This window comes from Mucilaginibacter phenanthrenivorans (assembly GCF_024721155.1).
GTDB classification, from domain to species: domain Bacteria; phylum Bacteroidota; class Bacteroidia; order Sphingobacteriales; family Sphingobacteriaceae; genus Mucilaginibacter; species Mucilaginibacter phenanthrenivorans.
This window is the reverse complement of the sequence record NZ_JAHVAP010000001.1, coordinates 449,370-470,883: the sequence shown is the minus strand read 5'-3', so window position 1 is coordinate 470,883 and position 21,514 is coordinate 449,370. Positions and strand designations below refer to the sequence as shown.

Genomic DNA, 21,514 nt, shown 5'->3' with positions numbered 1-21,514 from the left:
ATGAGGTGAATCGAACCGCTAAAATTATCGCCGCACCATAACTTTTTCTTCCATTGTAACGGGATGCCTTTCTTCTGCTCAACGCCCCCGGGTTAACATCTTCATTTTCGCAAAGAAATCTTCAAATAGTAAACGTGTGTCTAAATATACGTAAACACGTATTTTTCTTCCATCCGGATTGTCTTCATAAGCGCCCTCACTGTCAATACGTGGAGCCTTTTTTGTCACATAGGCGCTGGAAGACGGATCCGGTTCGTAGGGGGATTGTAAAGCGGATAGCAACACGAGCGGACTATCGCCAAGTATATAAGTTTCGCCAAGGTTACCTTCGCTTTTTTTAACTCTAAGCATCAGATCTTCAAGCGCGGTAACCAGTAAGTGACCCGTTTCGCCGTAGGGCTTAATCTTTTCAATTAGCTCTGAATAAGCGATAAGCGGTTGCCGGTATGTGCTTCTTGGTACCTGCCAGACATTGACGGCCGAGCGATTAAATATGAGTTTTGCTGCGGCTATATCAATATTTAAATTATACTCAATACCTGAGGCCCGCGGCGGGGCCGGTGCCAGGTCGGGATATTCCGGCCCTCCAATCCATATCAGTGTGAACTTTCCGGCAATTTCCGGTGCCTTTAGAACAGCTGATGCCACTTCTGTCAGGCCTGCCCCGCATAGTATGTAAAGCGGTTCTTTAGTATCCGTCCTGAGCGTTTCCCGGATAATAAGATCAACTGCTTCACTTTGCACGGGCGTACTATCGTTAGGCATAGCGGTGTTTGAACCGGTAAATACCGGTATCCGTGTTTTTAGATGTAATGTACTTAGTAGTGCGTTGGCTTTTGCCGCAGCATGGACAGCTTGTATATCCGAGCTGTCAAACCAATCCTTCGGTCTTAAGTGTGACCCAATAACACCTCTTATTTCAACGGAAGGGGATAATGCAAGATGTGCCAGCTGAAATAATCCGTCCGGGTCGCCGCTAAAATCGTTATCAATGATTACCCGTGCCCTGGGAGTAATTAATGGAGGGTTCTGTACCTGGCCGTAACTGAGGAGACAAAACACGAAATATTGAAAGAAGAGAAGGGCGTATCTTTTCATGAATTGCAAACAAAGGTGTTAAGATAGATCAAATAAAATATCATCGGTCAATATTTTTTGTTTAAAAGCGGTGATGTGTAAGTATTGCGCTAAGTCGGTAACCGGGTTAATGCGATCGCTACTTACTGACTTAGATATAAAGTTAAACACTTTACAAAATGAAGTCAGACGGGGCCAATAAGACCATTGGTAACGCTCCGCCGGTTCAAGCGTCGCTTGTGGCCCGCTGTTTGGTCACCAAGCTATAACCGCGAAACTACCACGGCGTCATGCGAGGAACGAAGCAACCCGTACATAGGACAATCAATTATCGAGAATGCTTTTGGCGTGGATACCGCCGCGTGAATGGTGGTTACTTAGCTGGCGGAGCACGAGCCCACCTCTTTTGCCTGCCCGGATACCTGCACCAGGAGAGGGATGATTACTAAACTCTCCTTTAAATAGATAATACAGGCCTACTCAGAGCGGAGCGTTTTCACCGGGTTGGCTATTGCCGCCTTGATTGCCTGGTAGCTTACCGTAATTAACGCAATGAATAATGCAGAAAATCCGGCGATGGCGAACATCCAATATTGTATTGTTGTGCGGTAGGTATAATTCTGCAACCAATTGTGCATCAACCACCATGCTGCAGGGAATGCAATAACACATGAAACTGTCACCAATTGCAGGAATTCCCTGGCCACCAAACGGGTTAGCGTGGCAACTGATGCGCCGAGCACCTTCCTGATCCCAATTTCCTTTGTACGGCGTTCTGCCGTATAGGCAGCCAATCCAAACAAACCAAGGCATGAAATAAAAATGGCGAGCATAGCAAATAATCCCGCAAGGTTGCCGATAAGCGTTTCGGAAGAAAACAGGTCATTAAAATCTTTGTCGGCAAATCTGTACTCAAAAGGAAAGCCGGGGTTTTCCCTGGTCATTACATCACGGGTTTTTTCTAACGCCTGAGATAAGGGCACGTTGGATTTAAAGCGGATAGCCATAACGGTAGCTGAATAATTGCCGTTAAATATGACTAAAGGCGCGCCATTTCCGTATATATCGTTATAAATAAAATCCTTAATTATGCCAACGATGGTTAGTTTGTACCGGCCCGTGGTAATCAGGCTTCCCAGCTTACCTTCCTTACCCATCAACCTGGCCATACTTTCGTTTACAATCACACTTGTACTGTCCGTAAAACCAGTGTAAAAATCCCGCCCTTCTATCAATTGCATATGCATGGTTTTTAGATATTCCGCACTAACAACGTTGGAATGGATCGCCAGTTTAGCATTTGGATTTTTGCCCTGCCAGCTAAAGCCATCGCCAAAACTATACACATGCAAAGCATCATGTAAGCTCGTGGCTGCATTTTCAATATACCCGGTTGCAATAAGACTGTTTTTTATGACGCTGAAGTTTTTCTTCATGTTCCCCTGCATGTCCAGGTAGATAAGATTATTCTTACTATAACCCAAATCCCTTTCCTTGATGTGCTGAACCTGTTTGTAAACTACAATAGTACTGATGATTAAAATAACCGATGAAGCAAATTGTATGATCACAAGGCCCTTCCGGATAAAAACAACACTTGCAGCGTTTTTTATCCTGATCCCCTTTAAAACGCTTACCGGGTTAAATGATGATAAGTAAAAGGCGGGATAAAAACCGGCAACTATCCCTGCAATAATACCGATACCCAGCAGGCTCATGAGATGCGTGGTGTTAAATAAGTCTATCGATAATTGTTTTTGTACAAGGTTATTGTAAAAAGGTAATAAGATATAAAGCAGCCCCACCCCCATTACTATGGCGATAAATGACATCAGCAGGGATTCGCTGATAAACTTACCCACCAGGCTCATTTTGTTCGCGCCCATCACTTTGAGCACACCGACTTCCTTACCGCGTTGCTCTGAACGTGCAGTAGAAAGGTTCATAAAATTGATGCAGGCTATAAGCAGAACGATGGCCGCGATTATTGAAAAAAGCCTGACGTACCTTATACTGCCTCCGTCCTGCCGGCCATTCACAAAGTTGCCTCGCAGGTGCCAGTCGTTCATACTAAACAAAAAGCACTGATTGGTTGATTTGGCTACTTTAGTAGCTAAATAGTTTTTTAATTTTTTATTGATCGATGCCGGATTTGCCCGTGGCGAAAGTTCAACAATAGTTTCGGTAAGGTTATTGTTCCAGGGCTTTAACCATGTATTTGCATTTTCCCATGTGGTGTATGGAGCAAGCCATTGAAAATGATAGTAACAGTTTGCAGGCAGATCTTTATATACGCCGGTCACCTTATAAAGGCCGTCAACACTATATGCACCTTTAGCATTCATTTTGATGGTTTTTCCAACCGGGTTATCATTGCCAAAAAACTTTTGTGACATTGTTCCACTGATCACCACATCATCAGGGTTATTTAACGCCGTAGTACGATCACCGTAGACGAAGGTTAGCGCATACATGGAAAGCACAGAAGGATCGGCATACATACCGTTTTCCTTAATGGCTTTTTCACCCAACACCACAAGTTCATCCATTGGCCAGCTGAGACGCCCGCTATTAACAATACCGGGGATATCCGCCTTTAAGGCTGCAGCGAGTGGCCCCGGCGTAGATCCGTTGGTACTTATTCCTGCATCGCTTTTTTCATTTTGCATAACATGATACAGGTAATCACGCTTTGCGAAATTGTGATTGAAATTCATTTCATCTTCAACCCACAAAAAAATCAGCGCAGCACTTACTATGCCTATTGCCAAACCTGCAATGTTTAAGGCGCTATACACCTTGTTCTTTTTTAAATTCCGCCAGGCGGCTTTGAAATAATTTTCAAACATATAGTTGCGATTTAATTTGTCAGCAGACCACTTAGGTAGCGGATCATGACTCAAAATTAACGGCGCAAGTTGGTTCCTGACTCCCAGGTTATAAGATGGGAGTACTTTTTCAAGGTGGTTTTTATATTCCAGGGGCGTTTTGCCGGTTGTCCGCTTAAAAATGCGATGAAAGCTGCTTTGTGAATTGAACCCGGATTCAAAACCAATTCCGAGAAGGGTGATATGATCGTAGGCTGGGTCCTGCATTTTACGGGCCGCCGCCCGAACACGGTATTCATTGATGAAATCATTGAAACTTTTTTTCAGCGCCTGGTTGAGAATCCGCGATAGTTCATGTGCGGTAATGCCCAACTTTTCCGCAAGAGAACTTAAACTTAATTCAGGGTCCTGGTAGTGGCAGTTCTCCTCAACAATTCTTTTTAGCCAAATTCCTTTTTGTTTAAGATCTGTCGTCGGTAAAGGCGCCAAGATTAAAGGAGCATTTTGCTGAACGCCAATTTCTGGCCTTAAAAATACCTTAGCTGCCATATAGATCAACATCCACATTAAAAGAAAATAAATGGGATAATAGGCTTGAGCGCTTAATTTATGATCGTAAAAGCAATAGTCGACAACAGTAAAAGGGATCCACAATAGCCATATCAGCCCAAAACCCGACAACAGGTTTTGAAGCCATTGAAGTTCGTGCCGGTACCGGTCGCCGCCATTAAATTTTATTTTCTTGTAAAAACTTCGGATCAAAATGCCACATCGGTATAGATACAAAATGACCGAAATAAATGCCAAAAGGTGCAGGCCTGCGATTGATAATTGAAAAAAGAATAATTTGTCACTTACAACTCCGGCCCTCACAGCTTCCTGCGCCTGTAAAAAGTAAAAGCTCAATTCCAGCAACAAGGGCACGAAATGCAGCGAATCCTGGCGCCTGAACTTATATTCAGGGTAAATTATTTGCTGTACATAAAAATAAAGCAGCGGGCCTATCGCCAGTGAATAATGCAACGGCAACAGGCCCCAAATCGAATTATATCTGAAGAGTTTAATATCTGTCGCCACAGTCTGGCCTATCCATATTATTGCTATAGCAATAGTAATCGCCAAAAAACGGTTTGCTGTTTGATTCGACTTCCTGGCAAACCATAAAAGAAACGCAAATGTAAACGCGATAAACAGCGTTCCGAAAAACGCAATGTCATAAAGGTTAATATGAAACGTATAGGTTTTCAATTGGTGCAAAAGATCAACTAACGTTCCAAAAATATAACAATTTAATATACAGACAGTTGACCAATAATTCAAAATCCATATTGTATTAAAAGCGAACAACGTAATGTCCGGTTTTAATCCCCTTTGGCGCGAGAATGCTGCTCCATCATCCAGTCCGCTACTGTTAGCGTGCCGAAGCAGATTCATCGTTGAGGCTTCCCGTTACATGGCAATAACTATGCAGCTATTTCCCTACTTTGCAGAATGCCTCTTGTAAGCGGAATGCTTAAATTTTTATATGTCCGGGCAAAATGCCCGGGCGGGCGGGTTCTTCAAAATTTTGTAACCTTTTTATAAAGGAAATAATCCAATGAGTACAAACGACAACTAAAGATTATGGAAAACACAATAATTTGGGGACTAATAACGATAACCTTCGGCATTTGCATTTTTCTGGCCTGGTATTTCACGCATAAGGCAAGGCATCAGGAACGACTTATGATGATTGAAAAAGGTATGAATCCTAATGAAGAATTAAATAAGAACGGCGGAATAAAGTCAGCCATGTTTAAATTGGGAATTGTAATAATAGGCCTAAGTATTGGGTTGGCTATTATATCCATTCTTGTTGAATTTCATTCCTTAGGTATTTCCAATGCAACCCCAATGAGTATATTGGGATTATGCGGTGGAACAGCCTTAGTTATCGCTAACCGTTTATCTTCAACAAAAAAGTAATTATCCATGGATGACGTTTACGTGGAAAAAGTTTGTCAGGGCGATATAGAAGCTTTCAGGTATTTTCTAAAAAAGTATAAAGACATGGCTTTTTCTCTATCTGTTTCCATCCTTAAAGACGAATTTATAGCAGAAGAAGTTGTTCAGGAGTCATTTATAAAAGCTTTCAATGGAATTAAGTCGTTCAATTCTAAATCAAGTTTTCGTACCTGGTTTTATCGTATTGTTTTAAACGAAGCTTTTCAGCGGAGAAAGAAAATCAAAAGGGAATTTTTAGAGTTTCAACCGGACTATAATGAAGAAATTGTGGATGAAAGCTTCCTGTTAGCGCTTGATAAAGATGAACAAATACATACTATTAACGAAGCGCTAAAAATGCTTCCTGATCGTGAAAGCGTGGTACTAAGGCTTTTTTACCTGGAAGAGGAAAGTATAAAAGATGTGTGTGAAATTACCGGATGGAGCGAATCGAACACAAAGGTCATTTTGCATCGGGCCCGTAAAAGCATGTTAAATGCATTAAATAAATTAATAAAATTAAACCACTAAATATTTTCTCATGTCAAATCAGCTTCCAAAAGATCAATCGTTTTCTGAAATGATGAAAAAAAGCCGCCTGGCAATGCCTTTCAGCGACTTTGAAGAAAGAACAATGTCCAGGATTCATAAAGAAAATATCTTAAAAAGCGCCACGTCAAAATACAAGAAGCTCGCACTACTCTTTTTCATCATGGGGACAGGTTTTGGATTTGCAACAACGTACTTTTTATCCTTACCAAAGACAAGTATTGTTGGTATTCCCTCAGATACTATATTACTTGTGTGTCGCTTAAGTTATGTATTCTTAATTCTTACCCAATTAAATTCTATTCTTAAGCTTTTCTCAAAGTCCGATGAATACCGCTTTACCTAACACAAGACAAAACGACTAATCAAAATTTAAATTAACAGGCGCAATTATGCTCTCTGCTATGAATTGCTATGCCTAATCATATTCGGCTTTACAACTATAATTAAATTATACTGACATGAAAAAAATACAACTTATTTTATTACTGCTCATTTGTGCAAAAGTAAGCGCAGGCCAACAATTAACACTTACCGGGACTGTTAATGGAGCAGCAAAGCATAACTCCATTGAGGTAAATGTGCCATATGACGGGGAGTATTGGAAAAAAAAATCAGTTTATTTAAAACCTGACAGAACCGGTAGCTTCCATATTTCTTTTCCTTACCATACTGAGAAATTTATAATACTGACTTATAAAGAAGGTAAACAATGTTTGCTATTAAGCCCGGGCAGGCCATTGCGTGTTAATATCAATGTGGATAAGCCCCGGCAAATGTTCACCTTTCGGGGAAAAGCTAAAACAGAAAATGACTTGATGAAAAAGCTAAAATTGGAAGATGAGCGTAATCTTTCATTTATAAAGGAGTTAAAATCAAAAAACTCTTATGCAAACTGGTCGGTAGATTCTGTTATCAATATTAAGCGTCCAATGATCATGCACAGTCTTGACAGTATCCAACAATTGGTTTATCAGGCAGCTTTGCCCCTAAGTTTAAAAAAAGCAATTGCTACGGAAGTAAAATATTTTTATGCTAATGCAGTATCTCAGAACATAGGCAATTTATTGAACAACCGTAAAAATCGTATTAGTTTTAATACTCATTTCATAGATGCGGTTTTGTCAGATTTTAAAATACCAACAAAAGATGAGTTGAATATAAGCACAAGTGCTAATTTGTATTTAGATAGCTATTTCAGGTATAAATTATGGAAAACAGTTTACGATTATCGTACAGATAAGAATAAAGAACATGCAGATAGTATATTTACAATCAATACAGGAGTAAGTTATAAGGATCTCGAAAATGATCCGGACAGAACCAATGAAGTCTATCTTTTTTCTACACGTATGAAAACTATTATGCCCCCATATGCCTGGGAAAAGCATTTAACTAATTTACTGTTTAATTTTTGTATGTCAGGGCAATTACAGTCGGCTGCTAAACTACTGCTTTTCATCAAAGCTAATTGCACTAACAGGCGATATATAACGGCATCAGAAAGAATGTTTGCCCCGTTAATGGTAGCAAGAGATCAATACGCAAACAACCTGAATATTAAGATCAGACCGGATTATAAGAATATATCTTCATTAAAAACGCTTTTGGCGCCATATAAAGGTAAGGTTGTTTTTATAGACATGTGGGGCACATGGTGCCCACATTGTATTGAAGATATGGTTTTTGAACCGGCCTTGAAAGATCGGTTAAAAGGAAAAGATATCGTGTTTTTATATATAGCAAGGGATGAGGACAAGGATGATGAAGCGTGGCGCGATTTCATATTTATTAACAATCTTACCGGCGAACATGTGCGCCGAACGGCTGACCAGATTGCTCCACTATGGAACGAACTCGGGATTATCGATAGTAAACAAGCTTATCCGCATTATTTCATTATTGATAAATCAGGGAACATATTGGTTAATAATGCAAAAAGACCAGATGATGATGACGCCTTATATAACCAGTTGGTACAAACGTTGGGCGCAAAATAGCTTATCGTAATTGTATCCGGATGTGGGATCGAATTGATCCCCCCTTTAGCGTGAAAATGCCATGCCTGCCTAAAGAGGTGAAGATCTCGTGCCCCGCAGACAGTTAGCCTGTCATATTAGTCCGTAATTGAAAAGCCACGGACAGCGCGTTTACGTTCATTTTGCAGCGGACAGTAATTCAAAAGATCGCTTTGGGTTAACAAGCTTAATCCGGCCATCTGCCGAAACATCCGCTCCCTTTTTGATAAGCGATATCACTTCTGACGGCTTGAGGGATGGCTTAACAGCGATTAGCTTCGCTGCTAAATTTGCAATATATGGAGTAGCCATTGATGTGCCCGACAATAGAACCTTTGTTCCTCCCGGGGCAAAGCTTTCAACCAGGTAACCATTTGCATGTATGGCAACCTTGTTCCCGGTAGCAGTAAAATCAGTTTCGAGGCCGGCGCTGTTTACCGACCCTACCCCTATCATATTGGGGATATCGAGTGCCGCAGGGTATCTCAGGTCAATATTGGAATTGGAGTTTTTGTTACCGTTAGATGCAACAAACAGGATGTCAGGGGCCGAACTAAACGCATCATAAAGCGCATTTTTACGCATGGTCCATAACTTTACTGCCAGGGCTTTCTGATCTTCCTCGGGCATTTTTGGGTTGTATTTGGCTATATCGTTTTGATAATCGCTTACAAAATAACCCCAGCTCATGGTCACCACCCGCACTTTTGCAGCTTTCCAATATTTTACAAGGTCCTTCAGGTTTTTGGCCACTTTCTGTTCCGTTTCAACAGAAGGTGAGCCCCCATTTGGAGTAAATCCAACATCTTCGGTAAACCTAACGATAAGCAAACGCGCATAAGGGTTGCCACGCATGGCAATACCCGCTACATGCGTCCCGTGGATGTAGTCGCCCACAAAATTTATCAGGCCATAAATAGAGTCGCGTTGCACCACATTTGCTTTTGCCAGGGCGTCTTTATAATAATGGTAGTCAGCACTTTCCACACCTGCTTCATCTTCGCCGTTACCCTTTAGTAGCCGCACGGCACTTGGATATAGTTTTTGTTTTTCTGCTGATAAGGGCATTAGGAGGTGCTGATCTTTATTTTCTTTACCGTCATAAGCCACGCCATGAAGGTCATCCACATAGCCGTTATGGTCGTTATCCAATCCATCAATTTTTTCTTTTGGGTTAGTATATAGCCTGTCTTTAAAAAGAGAAATGTCGGTACCTAAATCAAATACCGATATGATCACAGGCTTATAGGGCTTTCCGGGTAACAGTTCCAAATCACGCGAGGGCCATATATTTACCTGGTTGCGCGCGTTTACATGCGTAACGCTGTCCATCACAGCGGTAACCACAGTACTCACCTTATCAAAATCATGCATTTCATAAAAAAGGAACAACACATAATCAATGTTTTTTACAGAAAGCGGTCCGTTAGCTATAGGTGGGTTCAGGTCGCTCGCGGCAATTTTAACGAATTCAGCGGCGGTCATGTTAGCATATTGCTGCCTGATTCGCTGCAATGATGATGCGGCTGTAACATATGGAATGGTATTTACCGCACGTGTAAAAATTGCTCTAAAATTGGCTATGTAGGCAGCCGACGCCGGGTCGCCCGCCGCTATCAACGATCTTTTCACTAAGGCACTGGTGGCTTTAGCTGCGGGTTTGACCTCCAGCAATCTTAAAGTATCATAATACGCCAATGCCTTTTTGCGATCGCCATCGTAAAAAGCCAGGTCCCCTAATACCCTGTAATGAGATTTTAAAACCGCGGTATCACGTATATCGAATTTAGCAATATCGGAAGCCAGGTCATTCCTCAGTTGTATGGCAAATGTTTTGATCTGCTGCTCATTGCCAAGCAATACATTAAGGCTGTCTTTAACCGGATAGTTATGGACAGGTAACTGGGCACCTGAACTAACAACAGGCTTTTGGGCCAACGAATTTGTTGAAAAGAGAACCAACAATGACAGGAAAATGCCAAACTTTTTTGCGACGAACACCGGTTTCATGCTACTAAATAATGATAAAGAATTACAAATTTATTTTTCTAAGATAGGAAATTGACTGTTCATTTTCCCTCCTCGAGCGCGAGAATACCGCGCAGGCTTAAAGAGGAGGAGTTCTCCTAACACCGCTAACAGGTAGCCCGCTTTACTAACCATCATCCAGCCCGCCACTGTTATCGTGACGAAGTATAGTTCGTCGGTTGAGGGATTGCGTTGCATCGTAATAAATATCCTGCTATTTCCCGACATTGCAAAAGGGCTATTGTAAGCGGTACGCTTACATTGGCTGTGGTTTAAGTTGGACACTGGAACCGGCGGAACGAAACGCCTGGGCAGGAGGGTACCGCTTGAACAACTCAAACCTCACCTATATCATAAGATAAAATCCGTTAGATAAATACATTAACTAAAACAAGACTTCGCTTTTCTGCTTGTACCATAGGCACAAATAGCTAAACTATGCAAGACAAATATTTAAAGCACCTGTTGTTATTATTATTATTTTCATGTGCCGTGATCTTGAATAGCTTTTCAAAGACACAAAAGTCGCTTTCCGACAGTACCAAAACTCAGAAAAATGAGAAGCCCGGGATTTTCGTCATAAAAAATGTGAATATAATTCCAATGACTTTAGAAAATAAGATTATTAAAAATGCCACCGTAGTTATTAAAGACAATAAAATACTATCAATCAATAAGCCTGTTACTGGTAATGCTGAAATTATTGATGGTAAGGGAAAATGGCTTATTCCGGGCCTTATTGATATGCACGTTCACAATATGGCCGATGTGAATTTGGGCGCAACGTTTCCCACAAAAGGGGCGAATGCCTTTACAAACACGCAGGATTTTATGTTGCTATACGTGGCAAATGGAGTTACCACAGTGTTTGAATTAAGCGCCAGGCCGGAACATTTTGGCGAAAGAAATGAAATTATCAAAGGCAATGTGATTGGCCCCCGCGTGGCGCTGGCATTTTTGATAGATGGTGGTGAAGGATCGGGCAATATAGCTAATACCCCTGCTGACGGACGGCAATCTGTACGCATAGCTAAAGCACAGGGATATGAATTTATTAAAGTGTATTCCCATTTAAATATTGAAACCTTCAAAGCCATTGTTGATGAAGCCGGCAGGCAACGGATGAAGGTTGTTGGCCATATTCCGAATGCTTTTAAAGGAAGGATAGAAGAAGCATTTGTGCCTAATTACGATATGGTGGCCCATGCGGAGGAATATGCTAAGCAAACAGACACCTTTAGCGACCATGATGCAAAACGGTTTGCACAACTTGCTAAAAAAAATGGAACCTGGCTGTCCCCAACTTTAACCGCCATAGTAAGAATCGGCGAACAAGCCCGTTCACTTGATGGAATTCGGAACCTGTCCAGCCTGAAATATGTGCCCCCCCTGTTGCAAAGTAAATGGCTAACGGCAAATAATTATAACAAGGGAACGACACCGGAATTTGTTGCGCATATTGATAAAATAGCAGATTTTAACATTCGTTTGGTAAAGGCTTTTAAAGAAGCCCGGGTGCCTATGGTTGCCGGAACAGATTCCGGAACTTCGGGAGTAGTGTGGGGATTTGCACTTCACGATGAAATCGAACTTTTAGTTAAAGCTGGATTAACCCCTGGAGAAGCATTAATTTCGGCTACAAGGTTACCTGCAACCTGGCTGGGTATTGATAATAAAATAGGAACGGTTGAAACCGGTAAATACGCAGACCTCGTTTTGCTTGATGCTAATCCCTTAACCGATATAAGCAACACACGTAAAATTTCCGGGGTGTTCGTAAATGGCCGGTGGCTCGATAAATCCGGGATCAATGCAATGCTTTCCGACCTTGCAAAGCGAAATGCAGCTTCAAAAAATAAATTCGATTGGAGTAAAAGAGGAGAATTGTAACGGGCTGCAAATGATGTAAACCGGCATGTACGCCGGGGCATAATTGCAATTCCGCTATTGCCCCCTACCCGTCATATTCGCTCCGGGGGGTGTATTGACAAAAGGCGCAAAAGATTCTTCAATAGCATTATTGATCTGTCGTTTAAATTCATACGGATCCGCAACAGGCGAAAAGATTTCTTCTAAATTGCCGGTTCGGATAATGATACTTCCGTAATTAAATATGCGGCCGATGATGCCCTGATCAATCACCAGGCCGTCTGAACGGTTTAGTTGTAGCTCAATTAACCTTCTTTTCGTAACGCCGGTCTTCATCATGATCCTGCGGTTGGTTACTGCGAATTCAGAGGTGCTGGAGCGGATATATGCATTGAGCAAAGTAATCAAACCAATTATCACTAACAATCCGCCTATAATTTTAACAACTTCAGTTTTCCCCCAAAGCGCAAATACAACTATTCCCAATATCAATAAAAAAACAGATTGCCCGTAGATCCACCAATGCAGTTTAGCCCGGTAAATTATCTGCTCGTTATTGGCTAAATTTTTCTCGATAAATGTCATAATGTATAATTTGTGATATAATGCAAATTTATATGATTTTGTTCTTTATGAGAACGAATTTAGACCAAATAGAAAAGAACCAGATTATAGAATGCCGCGTCGGCCTCCAGAGGTGGAGTTCTCCTGACCCCACTGACAGGTAGCCCGCTTTAGTAATCGTAATGCACAAATGCCTTTTAATGCTTATTTTCGACAAACCAATTCACCATGAAAACTTTAGCCGAATTTAAAGCATCATTAAATTCAGAACAGCCCGATAGCGCCCTCTCTGCGCAGTTAAAAAGCCTTTGGTACGATGGCAAGGGCGATTGGCACCAGGCACATGCACAAGTTGATCACCTGGATGACCGGGCATCTGCGTGGGTACACGCCTACCTGCACCGCAAGGAAGGTGATATCCACAATGCGGATTATTGGTACGGCAAAGCGCGCCAAACCCGCCCTACGCTTCCGCTGGAAAAGGAATGGGAACAGTTAGTAGTACAGTTTCTTTGAGCGGACTTTTGGAACAGGCCCTCTGTCCAGGACTGAACTTGCAGACTATTTACCTTTATTAGATCCCACAAATTTTAACATGTGGGATTTATTAAACGCCCTCTTAAAAACGTTAGCTCATTCCCAATCTCGCAAGTAATGCTTCGCGGTAGGTACTGCCGATAGGAATTTTCTCGCCGTTGATGATCAGCTGGTGCACCTCTATCATCGTAATATGCCTGACGGCTATCACATACGATTTGTGTACCCGCACAAAACCGGCGGCCGGGACGAGGTTAAAAATGTCGCTCATGTTTTCGCGGATCAGTATTTGTTTATCCTTTAGGTGAACGGCAATGTAATTGCCGTCCTTTTCAAGGTACAGGATATCGGCTATTTTCACCTGGTAGGTTTGCGGACCGCTTTTGATAAAAATAGTCGCCGCTTCATCATGCCTGGTAGTGGTATTGTTTTTTGTGGCCACCAGGTTCGCGACCTTATTAAGGGCCGCCAGGAACCGTTCAAAGGTGATTGGTTTCAGCAAATAGTCGATGGCGTTCAGGCCGTAACTTTCTACAGCATAGGTACTATAGGCGGTCGTGAATATGATCATCGGTTTTGACCACAGCGTCTCCACCAGTTGCATACCATTGATATCGGGCATGTTAATGTCGAGGAAGATCAGGTCCACCTTTTCCCGGTTCAGGTATTCTATCGCTTTGACCGGTTCGCGGAAGCTGGCTTTCAAATCTACAAGGCTGCTGTTTTTGCAATACCGTTCTATAACCTCCAGGGCTTTTGGTTCATCGTCAATGGCTATGCAGGTTATCATGACAGATCGATTTGGAGTTTAACCATAAATTTTCCATCCTCATCATTAATCACCAGGCTGTGTTTGGCCGGGTAAACCAGCTCCAGCCTTCGTTTCACATTTCCCAGGCCGATGCCGCTTATTCCCATTTCCATTTTTTTTATAAAGCTATAATTGGCGTTCTCACAATAAAACATCAGTTGCTTATCAGTCAGCGAAATAGAGGTCTTGATTTGCGACGAAGTCCCAATGGATACCCCGTGCTTAAAAGCATTCTCAATAAAAGGTATAAAAACCATGGGAGCGACAAATATACCTTCGATTTTATCAGGGTAATCAAATATTACTTTTACCTCTTCATCAGCATAACGCAATTTGTTTAACACGATACAATTCTGCAGGTATTCAATCTCTTGCCTCAGCGGCACGCGCTCCTCGTTGCTCTCGTAGAGCATATAGCGCATCATGCCTGAAAGCTTGGAAATGCCGTCGGCCAATTCATCGTTCCCTTTGCTTTGCGCCATCGAAAATAGGTTATTAAGCGTATTGAACAGGAAATGCGGGTTCACCTGCGACCTGAGGAACTTATTTTCGGTACTCAGCTGGACGAGTTCGCTTTTGGCCCATTGTTTCAGGAAGAAGTAAGCGAAGGATATGCCCAGTATCACCAAAAAGGCGAATAGCAGGATTGGCTGCAGATGCATCCAGTCGCTGATCATGAAGTTGATGACACCGACACGCTTTGGATCCGGACCGTCAAGACGACGGTGTAGCCTTACTTCAGAATCGTCCTTAATAACGCCGAGTTTTTTAAACTGAGCGGGTGGCATCGGAGGTGGCTCAATAGCCTGGTTGGCATTGTCAAACAGGGGACCAACTGTAAAGTAATTGGCGCCGAAGACCAACAAGAACCATCCGGCGCATATGGCCAGACGAACCAGGATGTTTTTATATCGGATAGCTTTTCTGAATACCCAGAATACATTACCATAAAAAAGCACCGCAAGGAAAATGAGGATAAGATAAACATAGGATGAAATGGACGTGTCTGAATACTGATCGCTGACTACATGGCGGGTTTTGGCCCATACATGAATATGCGAATTGTTTAGGGAGGTCAGCGTATAGAAAACACCTGCCCAAAACAGCAGATGCAGTAATATTTCTATCCTAAGTCTTTTTTTAGCCGAATGCATATTAACAAAGGTAAAATATCGCAGTTGCCATCAAAAAATTAGGTGATTAATCTTCCAATTTGATAGTCAAACGCAACAAATTTGAAATCCCGGATAACAAATAAACGTGTTTCAAGCATACTAAACCCGCATTGGTACCAAAGTTTTTAAGAAATGGTGTCACGTAAATAGTATTGTTTAAAAACATCATGAATTATGAAAAAGCAATTACTACTAACCATCGCTTTACTGTGGGCATTTGTTACCGCTGAAGCCCAAAAACCAGATACGGCGCGGGTGCTGGTGCATTACAAATTTACCCACGTAAGGGATACCACGGACCGGGCTCACCCCTACACGGAAAACATGGTGCTATTTGTGGGTCAAAGCGCAAGTTCTTATAAAAGTTACGACGGAATCTCAGCAAATGCCCAATTTAAAAAGGCGTATGCCGAGGCGGTGGCTGCCAGCCCGGATGGGCAGCCCAGGATAAATAGACGGGGTGCAGGTACACCCGTAGAATATTACCAGTTCCCGAATGAACAAAAATTGTTCACGAAAGATAACCTGATGTTCAACAACTACCTGATAGAGGCACCGATACCGGCGATCGATTGGAAGATCAGTGGTGATACAGCGACTTTTGGCGGCTTGCACTGCCAGAAAGCCATCGGTTATTTTAAAGGCAGGGACTACACCGCATGGTTTTGCCCCGATCTGCCGATGCATACCGGCCCCTGGAAATTAAACGGCTTGCCCGGCGTAATTGTAGACGCACACGATGCAAAAAACGAAGTGGTATTTAAGTTTGACGGGGTGGAAAAAGCAGTCCCTGCGCCGCCTTACACCGGGCCTGCTGATGCGGACCTCCCTCCCATATTACGGGGCTTGAACGATGACCAGAATTTGATTCAACCACCGGCCAAAGCTATCAAAGCCACACAAAAGGAATTTGATAAACTGAAGGCGACCATGGAGAAAGACCCCCAGGCATTTGCACAAGCCATTATGGCGGGCAATCGCGCCGATGGGGTTAAAATGGATAACATCAGGGTTGCAAAGGGTCCTGCTCCCCGTGGCCCTGTGACCAATAACCCGGTAGAATTACAGGAAAAGAAATGATACAGTTGGTGAGGGCTGCAGGATTGACGCTTTTATGCGTTTTACTTGCTGCATGGGGCTATGCCCAAACGGTAAAGGGAACGGTGAAAGATAGTACCGGGAAGGCGGTTCCGTATGCCACCATTAGCCTGAAGAATAGCGCTGGCAATGCCATTGTGGCCTATACTGTTACTGATAGCAAGGGTAGCTTTGCGTTGCAGGTTCCTGCGAATGCCGCTGCAAACAGCCTGGCGGTCGAGGCGCGCTGCCTCGGTTACAAAACCGTGGTGAAAAGCATAACAAGCTTTGATGCGCTCCTTGATTTTACCCTGGCGACGGCATCTAATCATTTGCAGGAAGTGGTAATTAAAAGCAGCCGGCCGATATTACGCACCCACGGCGATACGCTGAGTTACAAAGTGTCGGAGTTCGCTAATCCGCAGGACAGGACGATCGGCGAGGTGATCAAAAAGCTGCCAGGCATAACTGTCGCCGCTAACGGGACGATCAGTTATAACAACAAGCCGATTTCGGCTGTGTATATCGGCGGCGATAACCTGCTCGACGATAAATACAGTATTGCCACCAACAGTATTCCGCAGGTGGCCGTTAACCAGGTTCAGGTAATTCAAAATGACCAGCCCATAAAAGCATTGCGAAACAAGGTAATGAGCGATGATGTGGCGCTAAACCTGGAGATTAAAAAGGGTGCAAAGCTGCATTTGATGGGGCAGGAAAGCATCGGCGTTGGACTGCCGGGTAATTACGACGTCGATTTGAATGCCCTGATGTTTAAGGACAGTTACAAGGCGATCAATTACCTGGGGGGCAACAATACCGGCTACGATGTGCAACAAGACGTGCTATCACATAACTTAACCGACTATAACCAGCGGATAGACAATGCTTTGCCTGCCACGGTACTTTCATTGGGCGCAGTTAATACCCCGCAACTGGCAGAAAACAGGTATTTATTTGACCGGTCGGGTGTCCTTAACCTAAACAACCTCATCAATCTGAAAAAAAATGTACAGTTGAAGGTTAATGCGTATTATGTACATGACACACAGCGCCAGGACTACAGCCAGCAAACCACCGTCTTTTTGCCCGGCGACACGGTGAAATACAAGGAGATACAGCGCAACCGTTCAATTCCTGGTATCTTTCACGCACAATTTACGCTGAACATTAACAGGGATAAATATTACCTGAACGATGCCTTGCTGATGGATCATAAAAACATAACCAATTATTCGGGATTGCAAACCGGCAGTTCTGCAGTTAACCAGGTATTTAAGGATAATACCCTAAATTTTTCGAACGAATTCAATTTGATCAAGTCGTTAAAGTCGAATAATATTATCCAGGCCTACTCGTACGTCAGCCATTCTGCCGAGCCGGAGAACCTGGCGATCGGCCCGGGATACAACGCCGCGATATTCAATAACAATGTGCCTTACGCGCAACTGTTACAAAATGTGAATATACCCAGCTGGTACACCAACAATTATTTCTCGTTTAAGATCCCGTCAAACCTCATCACACAGAGTTACAGAACTGGCTTTAGCGTTCAATCGCAAACACTTACGTCGGGATTGAATGTCGTGCAAAATAACAACAGCGTTAACCTGCAGTCGGACAGTGCATTGAACCATTTAAACTGGACAAAGAAAAAGCTGTATGCCGAAGCGGCCTACGACCTGCCCGGCACAGTGCTGAAAGCAAACCTCACCTTGCCCCTTACGCTCCAGCAAATCAATTATTCCGATAGTTTATATGCCTTGAATAAGAACCTTACACGGTTATATTTTAATCCGCAATTGCGCCTAAAATACCAGGTGAGCGCAGAGGATTACCTGAACTTTATTTACAGTTACCGTAATGAAATTGGCACTATACAGAATGTTTACCCGGGATATATCCTGACCGATTACCGCACGCTGTATGCCAATAATGCCAGCCTCACCGAGCAGCAAAACCAGCAGGCGGGCGGCAGTTTCAGCTACCGCAAGGCCCTTACCTTATTTTTCTGGAGCATTAATGCGCTGTATACCCATACCGGAGCCAATAACATCGCATCGAGTGTGATCACCAATAATATACAGAAGGGTATTGTGCTGCCCTATCCCAACAGCACCGATTCGTGGATGCTCAACGGCTCCATCAGCAAATATTCATTTGCGCTGCGCACCACCTTTAGCGGAGCCATGCAGTGGCAAAGCAGCCGCTCGGTGCAGATCCAGAATAACACGCTATTACCGTTCAACACTACATCCGAAACATTGAATATGAGCGCCGATTCCAAAGTGAGCGACGTGATAAATTTCAACTACAAAGCCACATTGACGCAAACCGGAAGTCATTCGCCGGTGGAGGCTTCAGCTTTTCGAGTCGACCAATTGTTGCAGCAGGCTTCGGTTAACTACGACCCCGCCGATGATGTGCAATTCAAATTATCCGGCGAGCATTATTTCACCCGGCAGCAGGGCAACCCCGATCTGAAGTATTTTTTTGCAGATGCATCCTTAAAGTTTAGAGCAATTAAATGGAAAACCGACTTCGAACTCAGCGCTGTTAATTTCCTCAACGTAAAAACCTATAATGCGCTCTACCTGTCGGCAAATACATTGACGGCCAGTTCATATACCCTCCCGGGGAGAATTATAATGATTAAAATAATGTTTAATATCTAACAGTTTTATTGGAATACGAATGTTGTAAATTATATGATACATATGAATAACAGCATTCGTCTTTTAATTCAAGCGCTTAAACCTTTAGTGTCCAGGCAAAATGCTTTGACAGGAGAAATATAATCTTAATTTACTTTGCAATTCAAAGTTCTTTTTATATTTTTGAATTTCTAACAGCTTTTAAATCATAATTATCATAGAAATGGAAACAAAAACATTTAGCGATGTTACGAACTACAAACACACCCAAATTAGCTACCTGGTGCTGGTTGTTACGCTAGCCGTGTTCGCGCTTTTCGCAAAGGTTTATATTACGGGCTCTGCCGAGCCAGACTCGGCCGACTCCGGTCCAAATTTTGTCATTACCTTTTTAATGGCGCTGATTCTGTTTATTCTTGCGTCCCTTGTTTCACTTCAGGTAGTTATTGATGAAAAATATTTGAGAATCAAATTTAGCTTTGGCATTTATCAAAAAAAGTTTTCGCTTAATGATATAATGTCCGCTAAAACCGTAAAAAATCAGTGGCATTATGGATGGGGAATAAGAAAATGGTTATGGCCCAAAATGTTGATTTACAACATTTCCGGTTTTGATGCAGTTGAAATCAAACTAAAAAATGGTAAAACGTATAGGATAGGCACGAATGAACCTAAAAAATTAGAACAAACACTCCTTAACTCAATTAAATAGTGAAATGGCACGCTTGACAGAGCATTCGATTGATTAACCCCTTATTTCAGCGCGCTAACATCCGGCTTTAAACCAGTCATACTTTCGAGCGAAGCTGCAAAGTCCTGCTTCATTTGGGGCGACATCATTTTTACCCTTGCAACGTAATGGTTGGCGCCGGGCACTATAAATGTCTTAGCGTTCACCTTGTCGCTATACACCATTTTACAGGCGGTCCAGGTATCGCGGCCGCCATAGATATACAAGATATTATTGCCGTGTTCGGCCACCCATTTATTTACCTTCCGGTCAAAACTTGGATCATATTCCTTACGCGGAAGAGCAGGCGGCAAGAAGGCGGCCGATGGATTTTCGCCGCTCAAATAATGCAGGTAAGCTTTAAAAGGCTTCAGGCGGTATTTGTAGTAGCCCATTTGATAGGTCATATAAGCGTGGGGCAGAAAACCATTCACCGCATCCTCGTCCGAAAAATCACCAACTATATGCCCGTTAAAGGTACCTTTTAGCTGGGCCAGGTAATCGTCAAGGTTATCGCCCGTGGGTACGTCCTTATCGGTATAGACGGTTGTTTGCCAAAAGGCAAACGGGTATTCCAATACAGCATATTCAAAAGCAGCGCCTATGCTGCCAACTGCGGTATAATGCAGGTTTTTTTCGTGTTCCGGTACTTTCGCCAGGGCTTCGGCCTCGTGCTGCAACAAAAACTGCTGGAAATGCTTTATCTTTTTTACCATTTCGGCACCGCCGGCAGTATCCTGGAAGGTGTACACCCTTTTATCCTCAATATCATTGGGCATCGGCGCCACGTACGGCACAGATAACGCAACATCATCCGGGTAAAAGTAACGGTAAATAAGCGTGGTTTCGCCACCGCGACTTATCCCTGTGCTGATCCATTTATTGGCGTATAATTGATGAAATACCTGGTTAATATGGTGCAGGTCGGCGGTGGCCTGTTCAAATGTAGCGTATTGCCACTGCAGCGAATCAGGCTTCGACTTATTAAAAAAGCGAAACTCTACGTCCAGGTTGTTGCAGTGCAGCATTTTTTCCACCTCGTTACCGCCGCTCCTGCCGTTGTAGCCTTCAGTTTCCATCACCACTGGCTTATCGAACCCGCGGTGAATAAGATGCACCTGCTGGTAAAAATAGCCGATGGAAGGGTTGTTATGGTCAATTGGCTGCTTCACCGTCAGCTGATAATCCAGCCTATCAGGCAAATGTTTAACCTTAGCGATCACCTTTACGTCGGGCAATGCAGCCAACGCGCTGTCGATGTGCAGATCGTCAATTTGGGCCTGCGCGCCGGCGAAGCAAAAAGACAATAATAAAGCAACAAGTATTTTCGGCACCAGCATGCCCCGGTTGATCGGTTTCATTTTTAAGGTTTTATATGCTAAAAGTATTGAATAGATTAAAGGAAAGCAAATAAGGGGTTGAGGTATGAACCGGCGCGATAATATTTAATAGGAGATTTTTCGATTGATGATTAGAATCAAAAATCAATCAATATAACGACAATATACAGCATAACTTAATATGAAAAATCTGTAACTTCGTAAAGTCCGGGGCCTCACCACAATGAAAAGAAACAACATAATTCGTACGTGCTTCATTATCCTGTTTCTATGC

The 21,514-nt window shown here is 42.9% G+C and carries 16 protein-coding genes; 9 read left to right on the top strand and 7 right to left on the bottom strand.

The window, feature by feature from the left end; translation table 11 throughout:
• Positions 1-78: 78 nt before the first annotated feature.
• Positions 79-1,098, bottom strand: a complete 1,020-nt coding sequence (locus KXD93_RS02020; RefSeq protein ID WP_258135191.1) for a nucleoside hydrolase — start codon at positions 1,096-1,098, stop codon at positions 79-81.
• Positions 1,099-1,553: 455 nt separating this feature from the next.
• Positions 1,554-5,153, bottom strand: coding sequence for an ABC transporter permease (locus KXD93_RS02015; protein ID WP_258135190.1), 3,600 nt, complete (start codon positions 5,151-5,153; stop codon positions 1,554-1,556).
• Positions 5,154-5,528: 375 nt separating this feature from the next.
• Here KXD93_RS02015 and KXD93_RS02010 point away from each other — a divergent pair, with 375 nt between their 5' ends.
• The 4 genes from KXD93_RS02010 to KXD93_RS01995 all read left to right on the top strand — a co-directional run bounded on the left by KXD93_RS02010 (position 5,529) and on the right by KXD93_RS01995 (position 8,437).
• On the top strand, positions 5,529-5,870 hold the full coding sequence (locus tag KXD93_RS02010) for a DUF6249 domain-containing protein (protein WP_258135189.1): 342 nt from the start codon (positions 5,529-5,531) through the stop codon (positions 5,868-5,870).
• Positions 5,871-5,876: 6 nt separating this feature from the next.
• A complete protein-coding gene (locus tag KXD93_RS02005; RefSeq protein ID WP_258135188.1) occupies positions 5,877-6,419 on the top strand; it encodes an RNA polymerase sigma factor in 543 nt (180 codons plus the stop codon).
• A 10-nt stretch (positions 6,420-6,429) separates the two neighbouring features.
• Positions 6,430-6,783 carry a hypothetical protein gene (locus KXD93_RS02000; RefSeq protein ID WP_258135187.1) on the top strand — a complete coding sequence of 118 codons (354 nt, stop codon included), beginning with the start codon at positions 6,430-6,432 and terminating at the stop codon, positions 6,781-6,783.
• Positions 6,784-6,898: 115 nt separating this feature from the next.
• Positions 6,899-8,437, top strand: a complete 1,539-nt coding sequence (locus KXD93_RS01995) for a TlpA family protein disulfide reductase (protein ID WP_258135186.1) — start codon at positions 6,899-6,901, stop codon at positions 8,435-8,437.
• A gap of 156 nt (positions 8,438-8,593) precedes the next feature.
• Here the strand turns inward: KXD93_RS01995 and KXD93_RS01990 are convergent, their stop codons facing one another.
• Positions 8,594-10,465: a S8 family serine peptidase gene (locus KXD93_RS01990; RefSeq protein WP_258135185.1), complete on the bottom strand. Its 1,872-nt coding sequence runs from the start codon at positions 10,463-10,465 to the stop codon at positions 8,594-8,596.
• 456 nt (positions 10,466-10,921) lie between these two features.
• Here KXD93_RS01990 and KXD93_RS01985 point away from each other — a divergent pair, with 456 nt between their 5' ends.
• The gene (locus KXD93_RS01985) at positions 10,922-12,373 is read left to right on the top strand and encodes an amidohydrolase family protein (protein WP_258135184.1); all 1,452 of its coding nucleotides are present in this window, start codon (positions 10,922-10,924) and stop codon (positions 12,371-12,373) included.
• Between the two features lie 54 nt (positions 12,374-12,427).
• On the opposite strand, the gene KXD93_RS01980 is transcribed toward KXD93_RS01985, so the two are convergent.
• Complete coding sequence (locus KXD93_RS01980) at positions 12,428-12,937, bottom strand: PH domain-containing protein (protein WP_258135183.1); 510 nt, start codon at positions 12,935-12,937, stop codon at positions 12,428-12,430.
• Positions 12,938-13,144: 207 nt separating this feature from the next.
• Here KXD93_RS01980 and KXD93_RS01975 point away from each other — a divergent pair, with 207 nt between their 5' ends.
• On the top strand, positions 13,145-13,432 hold the full coding sequence (locus KXD93_RS01975) for a hypothetical protein (protein WP_258135182.1): 288 nt from the start codon (positions 13,145-13,147) through the stop codon (positions 13,430-13,432).
• Positions 13,433-13,544: 112 nt separating this feature from the next.
• On the opposite strand, the gene KXD93_RS01970 is transcribed toward KXD93_RS01975, so the two are convergent.
• Together KXD93_RS01970 and KXD93_RS01965 are read right to left on the bottom strand one after the other, a co-directional pair.
• On the bottom strand, positions 13,545-14,243 hold the full coding sequence (locus KXD93_RS01970; protein WP_258135181.1) for a LytR/AlgR family response regulator transcription factor: 699 nt from the start codon (positions 14,241-14,243) through the stop codon (positions 13,545-13,547).
• Positions 14,240-15,418: a sensor histidine kinase gene (locus tag KXD93_RS01965; protein ID WP_258135180.1), complete on the bottom strand. Its 1,179-nt coding sequence runs from the start codon at positions 15,416-15,418 to the stop codon at positions 14,240-14,242. Before KXD93_RS01965 ends, KXD93_RS01970 begins: the two co-directional genes overlap by 4 nt.
• A gap of 195 nt (positions 15,419-15,613) precedes the next feature.
• On the opposite strand from KXD93_RS01965, the gene KXD93_RS01960 reads away from it, so the two are divergent.
• From KXD93_RS01960 to KXD93_RS01950, 3 genes are all read left to right on the top strand, one after another.
• Positions 15,614-16,519 carry a GLPGLI family protein gene (locus tag KXD93_RS01960; protein ID WP_258135179.1) on the top strand — a complete coding sequence of 302 codons (906 nt, stop codon included), beginning with the start codon at positions 15,614-15,616 and terminating at the stop codon, positions 16,517-16,519.
• Entirely contained in the window at positions 16,516-19,191 is a 2,676-nt protein-coding gene (locus KXD93_RS01955) for a carboxypeptidase-like regulatory domain-containing protein (protein ID WP_258135178.1), read from the top strand. The genes KXD93_RS01960 and KXD93_RS01955 overlap by 4 nt, the downstream gene beginning before the upstream one ends.
• Positions 19,192-19,393: 202 nt before the next feature.
• Complete coding sequence (locus tag KXD93_RS01950; RefSeq protein WP_258135177.1) at positions 19,394-19,882, top strand: hypothetical protein; 489 nt, start codon at positions 19,394-19,396, stop codon at positions 19,880-19,882.
• A gap of 41 nt (positions 19,883-19,923) precedes the next feature.
• Here the strand turns inward: KXD93_RS01950 and KXD93_RS01945 are convergent, their stop codons facing one another.
• Entirely contained in the window at positions 19,924-21,261 is a 1,338-nt protein-coding gene (locus KXD93_RS01945) for a serine protease (RefSeq protein ID WP_258135176.1), read from the bottom strand.
• Between the last annotated feature and the right edge of the window lie 253 nt (positions 21,262-21,514).

Excerpts from the sequence above, each read along its gene's own strand:
- KXD93_RS01975 (WP_258135182.1), top strand. The coding sequence starts at position 13,145 with ATGAAAACTTTAGCCGAATTTAAAGCATCATTAAATTCAGAACAGCCC.
- KXD93_RS02000 (WP_258135187.1), top strand. The coding sequence starts at position 6,430 with ATGTCAAATCAGCTTCCAAAAGATCAATCGTTTTCTGAAATGATGAAA.
- KXD93_RS01970 (WP_258135181.1), bottom strand. The coding sequence starts at position 14,243 with ATGATAACCTGCATAGCCATTGACGATGAACCAAAAGCCCTGGAGGTT.
- KXD93_RS01960 (WP_258135179.1), top strand. The coding sequence starts at position 15,614 with ATGAAAAAGCAATTACTACTAACCATCGCTTTACTGTGGGCATTTGTT.
- KXD93_RS01965 (WP_258135180.1), bottom strand. The coding sequence starts at position 15,418 with ATGCATTCGGCTAAAAAAAGACTTAGGATAGAAATATTACTGCATCTG.
- KXD93_RS02010 (WP_258135189.1), top strand. The coding sequence starts at position 5,529 with ATGGAAAACACAATAATTTGGGGACTAATAACGATAACCTTCGGCATT.
- KXD93_RS01980 (WP_258135183.1), bottom strand. The coding sequence starts at position 12,937 with ATGACATTTATCGAGAAAAATTTAGCCAATAACGAGCAGATAATTTAC.
- KXD93_RS01995 (WP_258135186.1), top strand. The coding sequence starts at position 6,899 with ATGAAAAAAATACAACTTATTTTATTACTGCTCATTTGTGCAAAAGTA.
- KXD93_RS01950 (WP_258135177.1), top strand. The coding sequence starts at position 19,394 with ATGGAAACAAAAACATTTAGCGATGTTACGAACTACAAACACACCCAA.
- KXD93_RS02020 (WP_258135191.1), bottom strand. The coding sequence starts at position 1,098 with ATGAAAAGATACGCCCTTCTCTTCTTTCAATATTTCGTGTTTTGTCTC.
- KXD93_RS01990 (WP_258135185.1), bottom strand. The coding sequence starts at position 10,465 with ATGAAACCGGTGTTCGTCGCAAAAAAGTTTGGCATTTTCCTGTCATTG.
- KXD93_RS01955 (WP_258135178.1), top strand. The coding sequence starts at position 16,516 with ATGATACAGTTGGTGAGGGCTGCAGGATTGACGCTTTTATGCGTTTTA.
- KXD93_RS02005 (WP_258135188.1), top strand. The coding sequence starts at position 5,877 with ATGGATGACGTTTACGTGGAAAAAGTTTGTCAGGGCGATATAGAAGCT.
- KXD93_RS01985 (WP_258135184.1), top strand. The coding sequence starts at position 10,922 with ATGCAAGACAAATATTTAAAGCACCTGTTGTTATTATTATTATTTTCA.
- KXD93_RS01945 (WP_258135176.1), bottom strand. The coding sequence starts at position 21,261 with ATGAAACCGATCAACCGGGGCATGCTGGTGCCGAAAATACTTGTTGCT.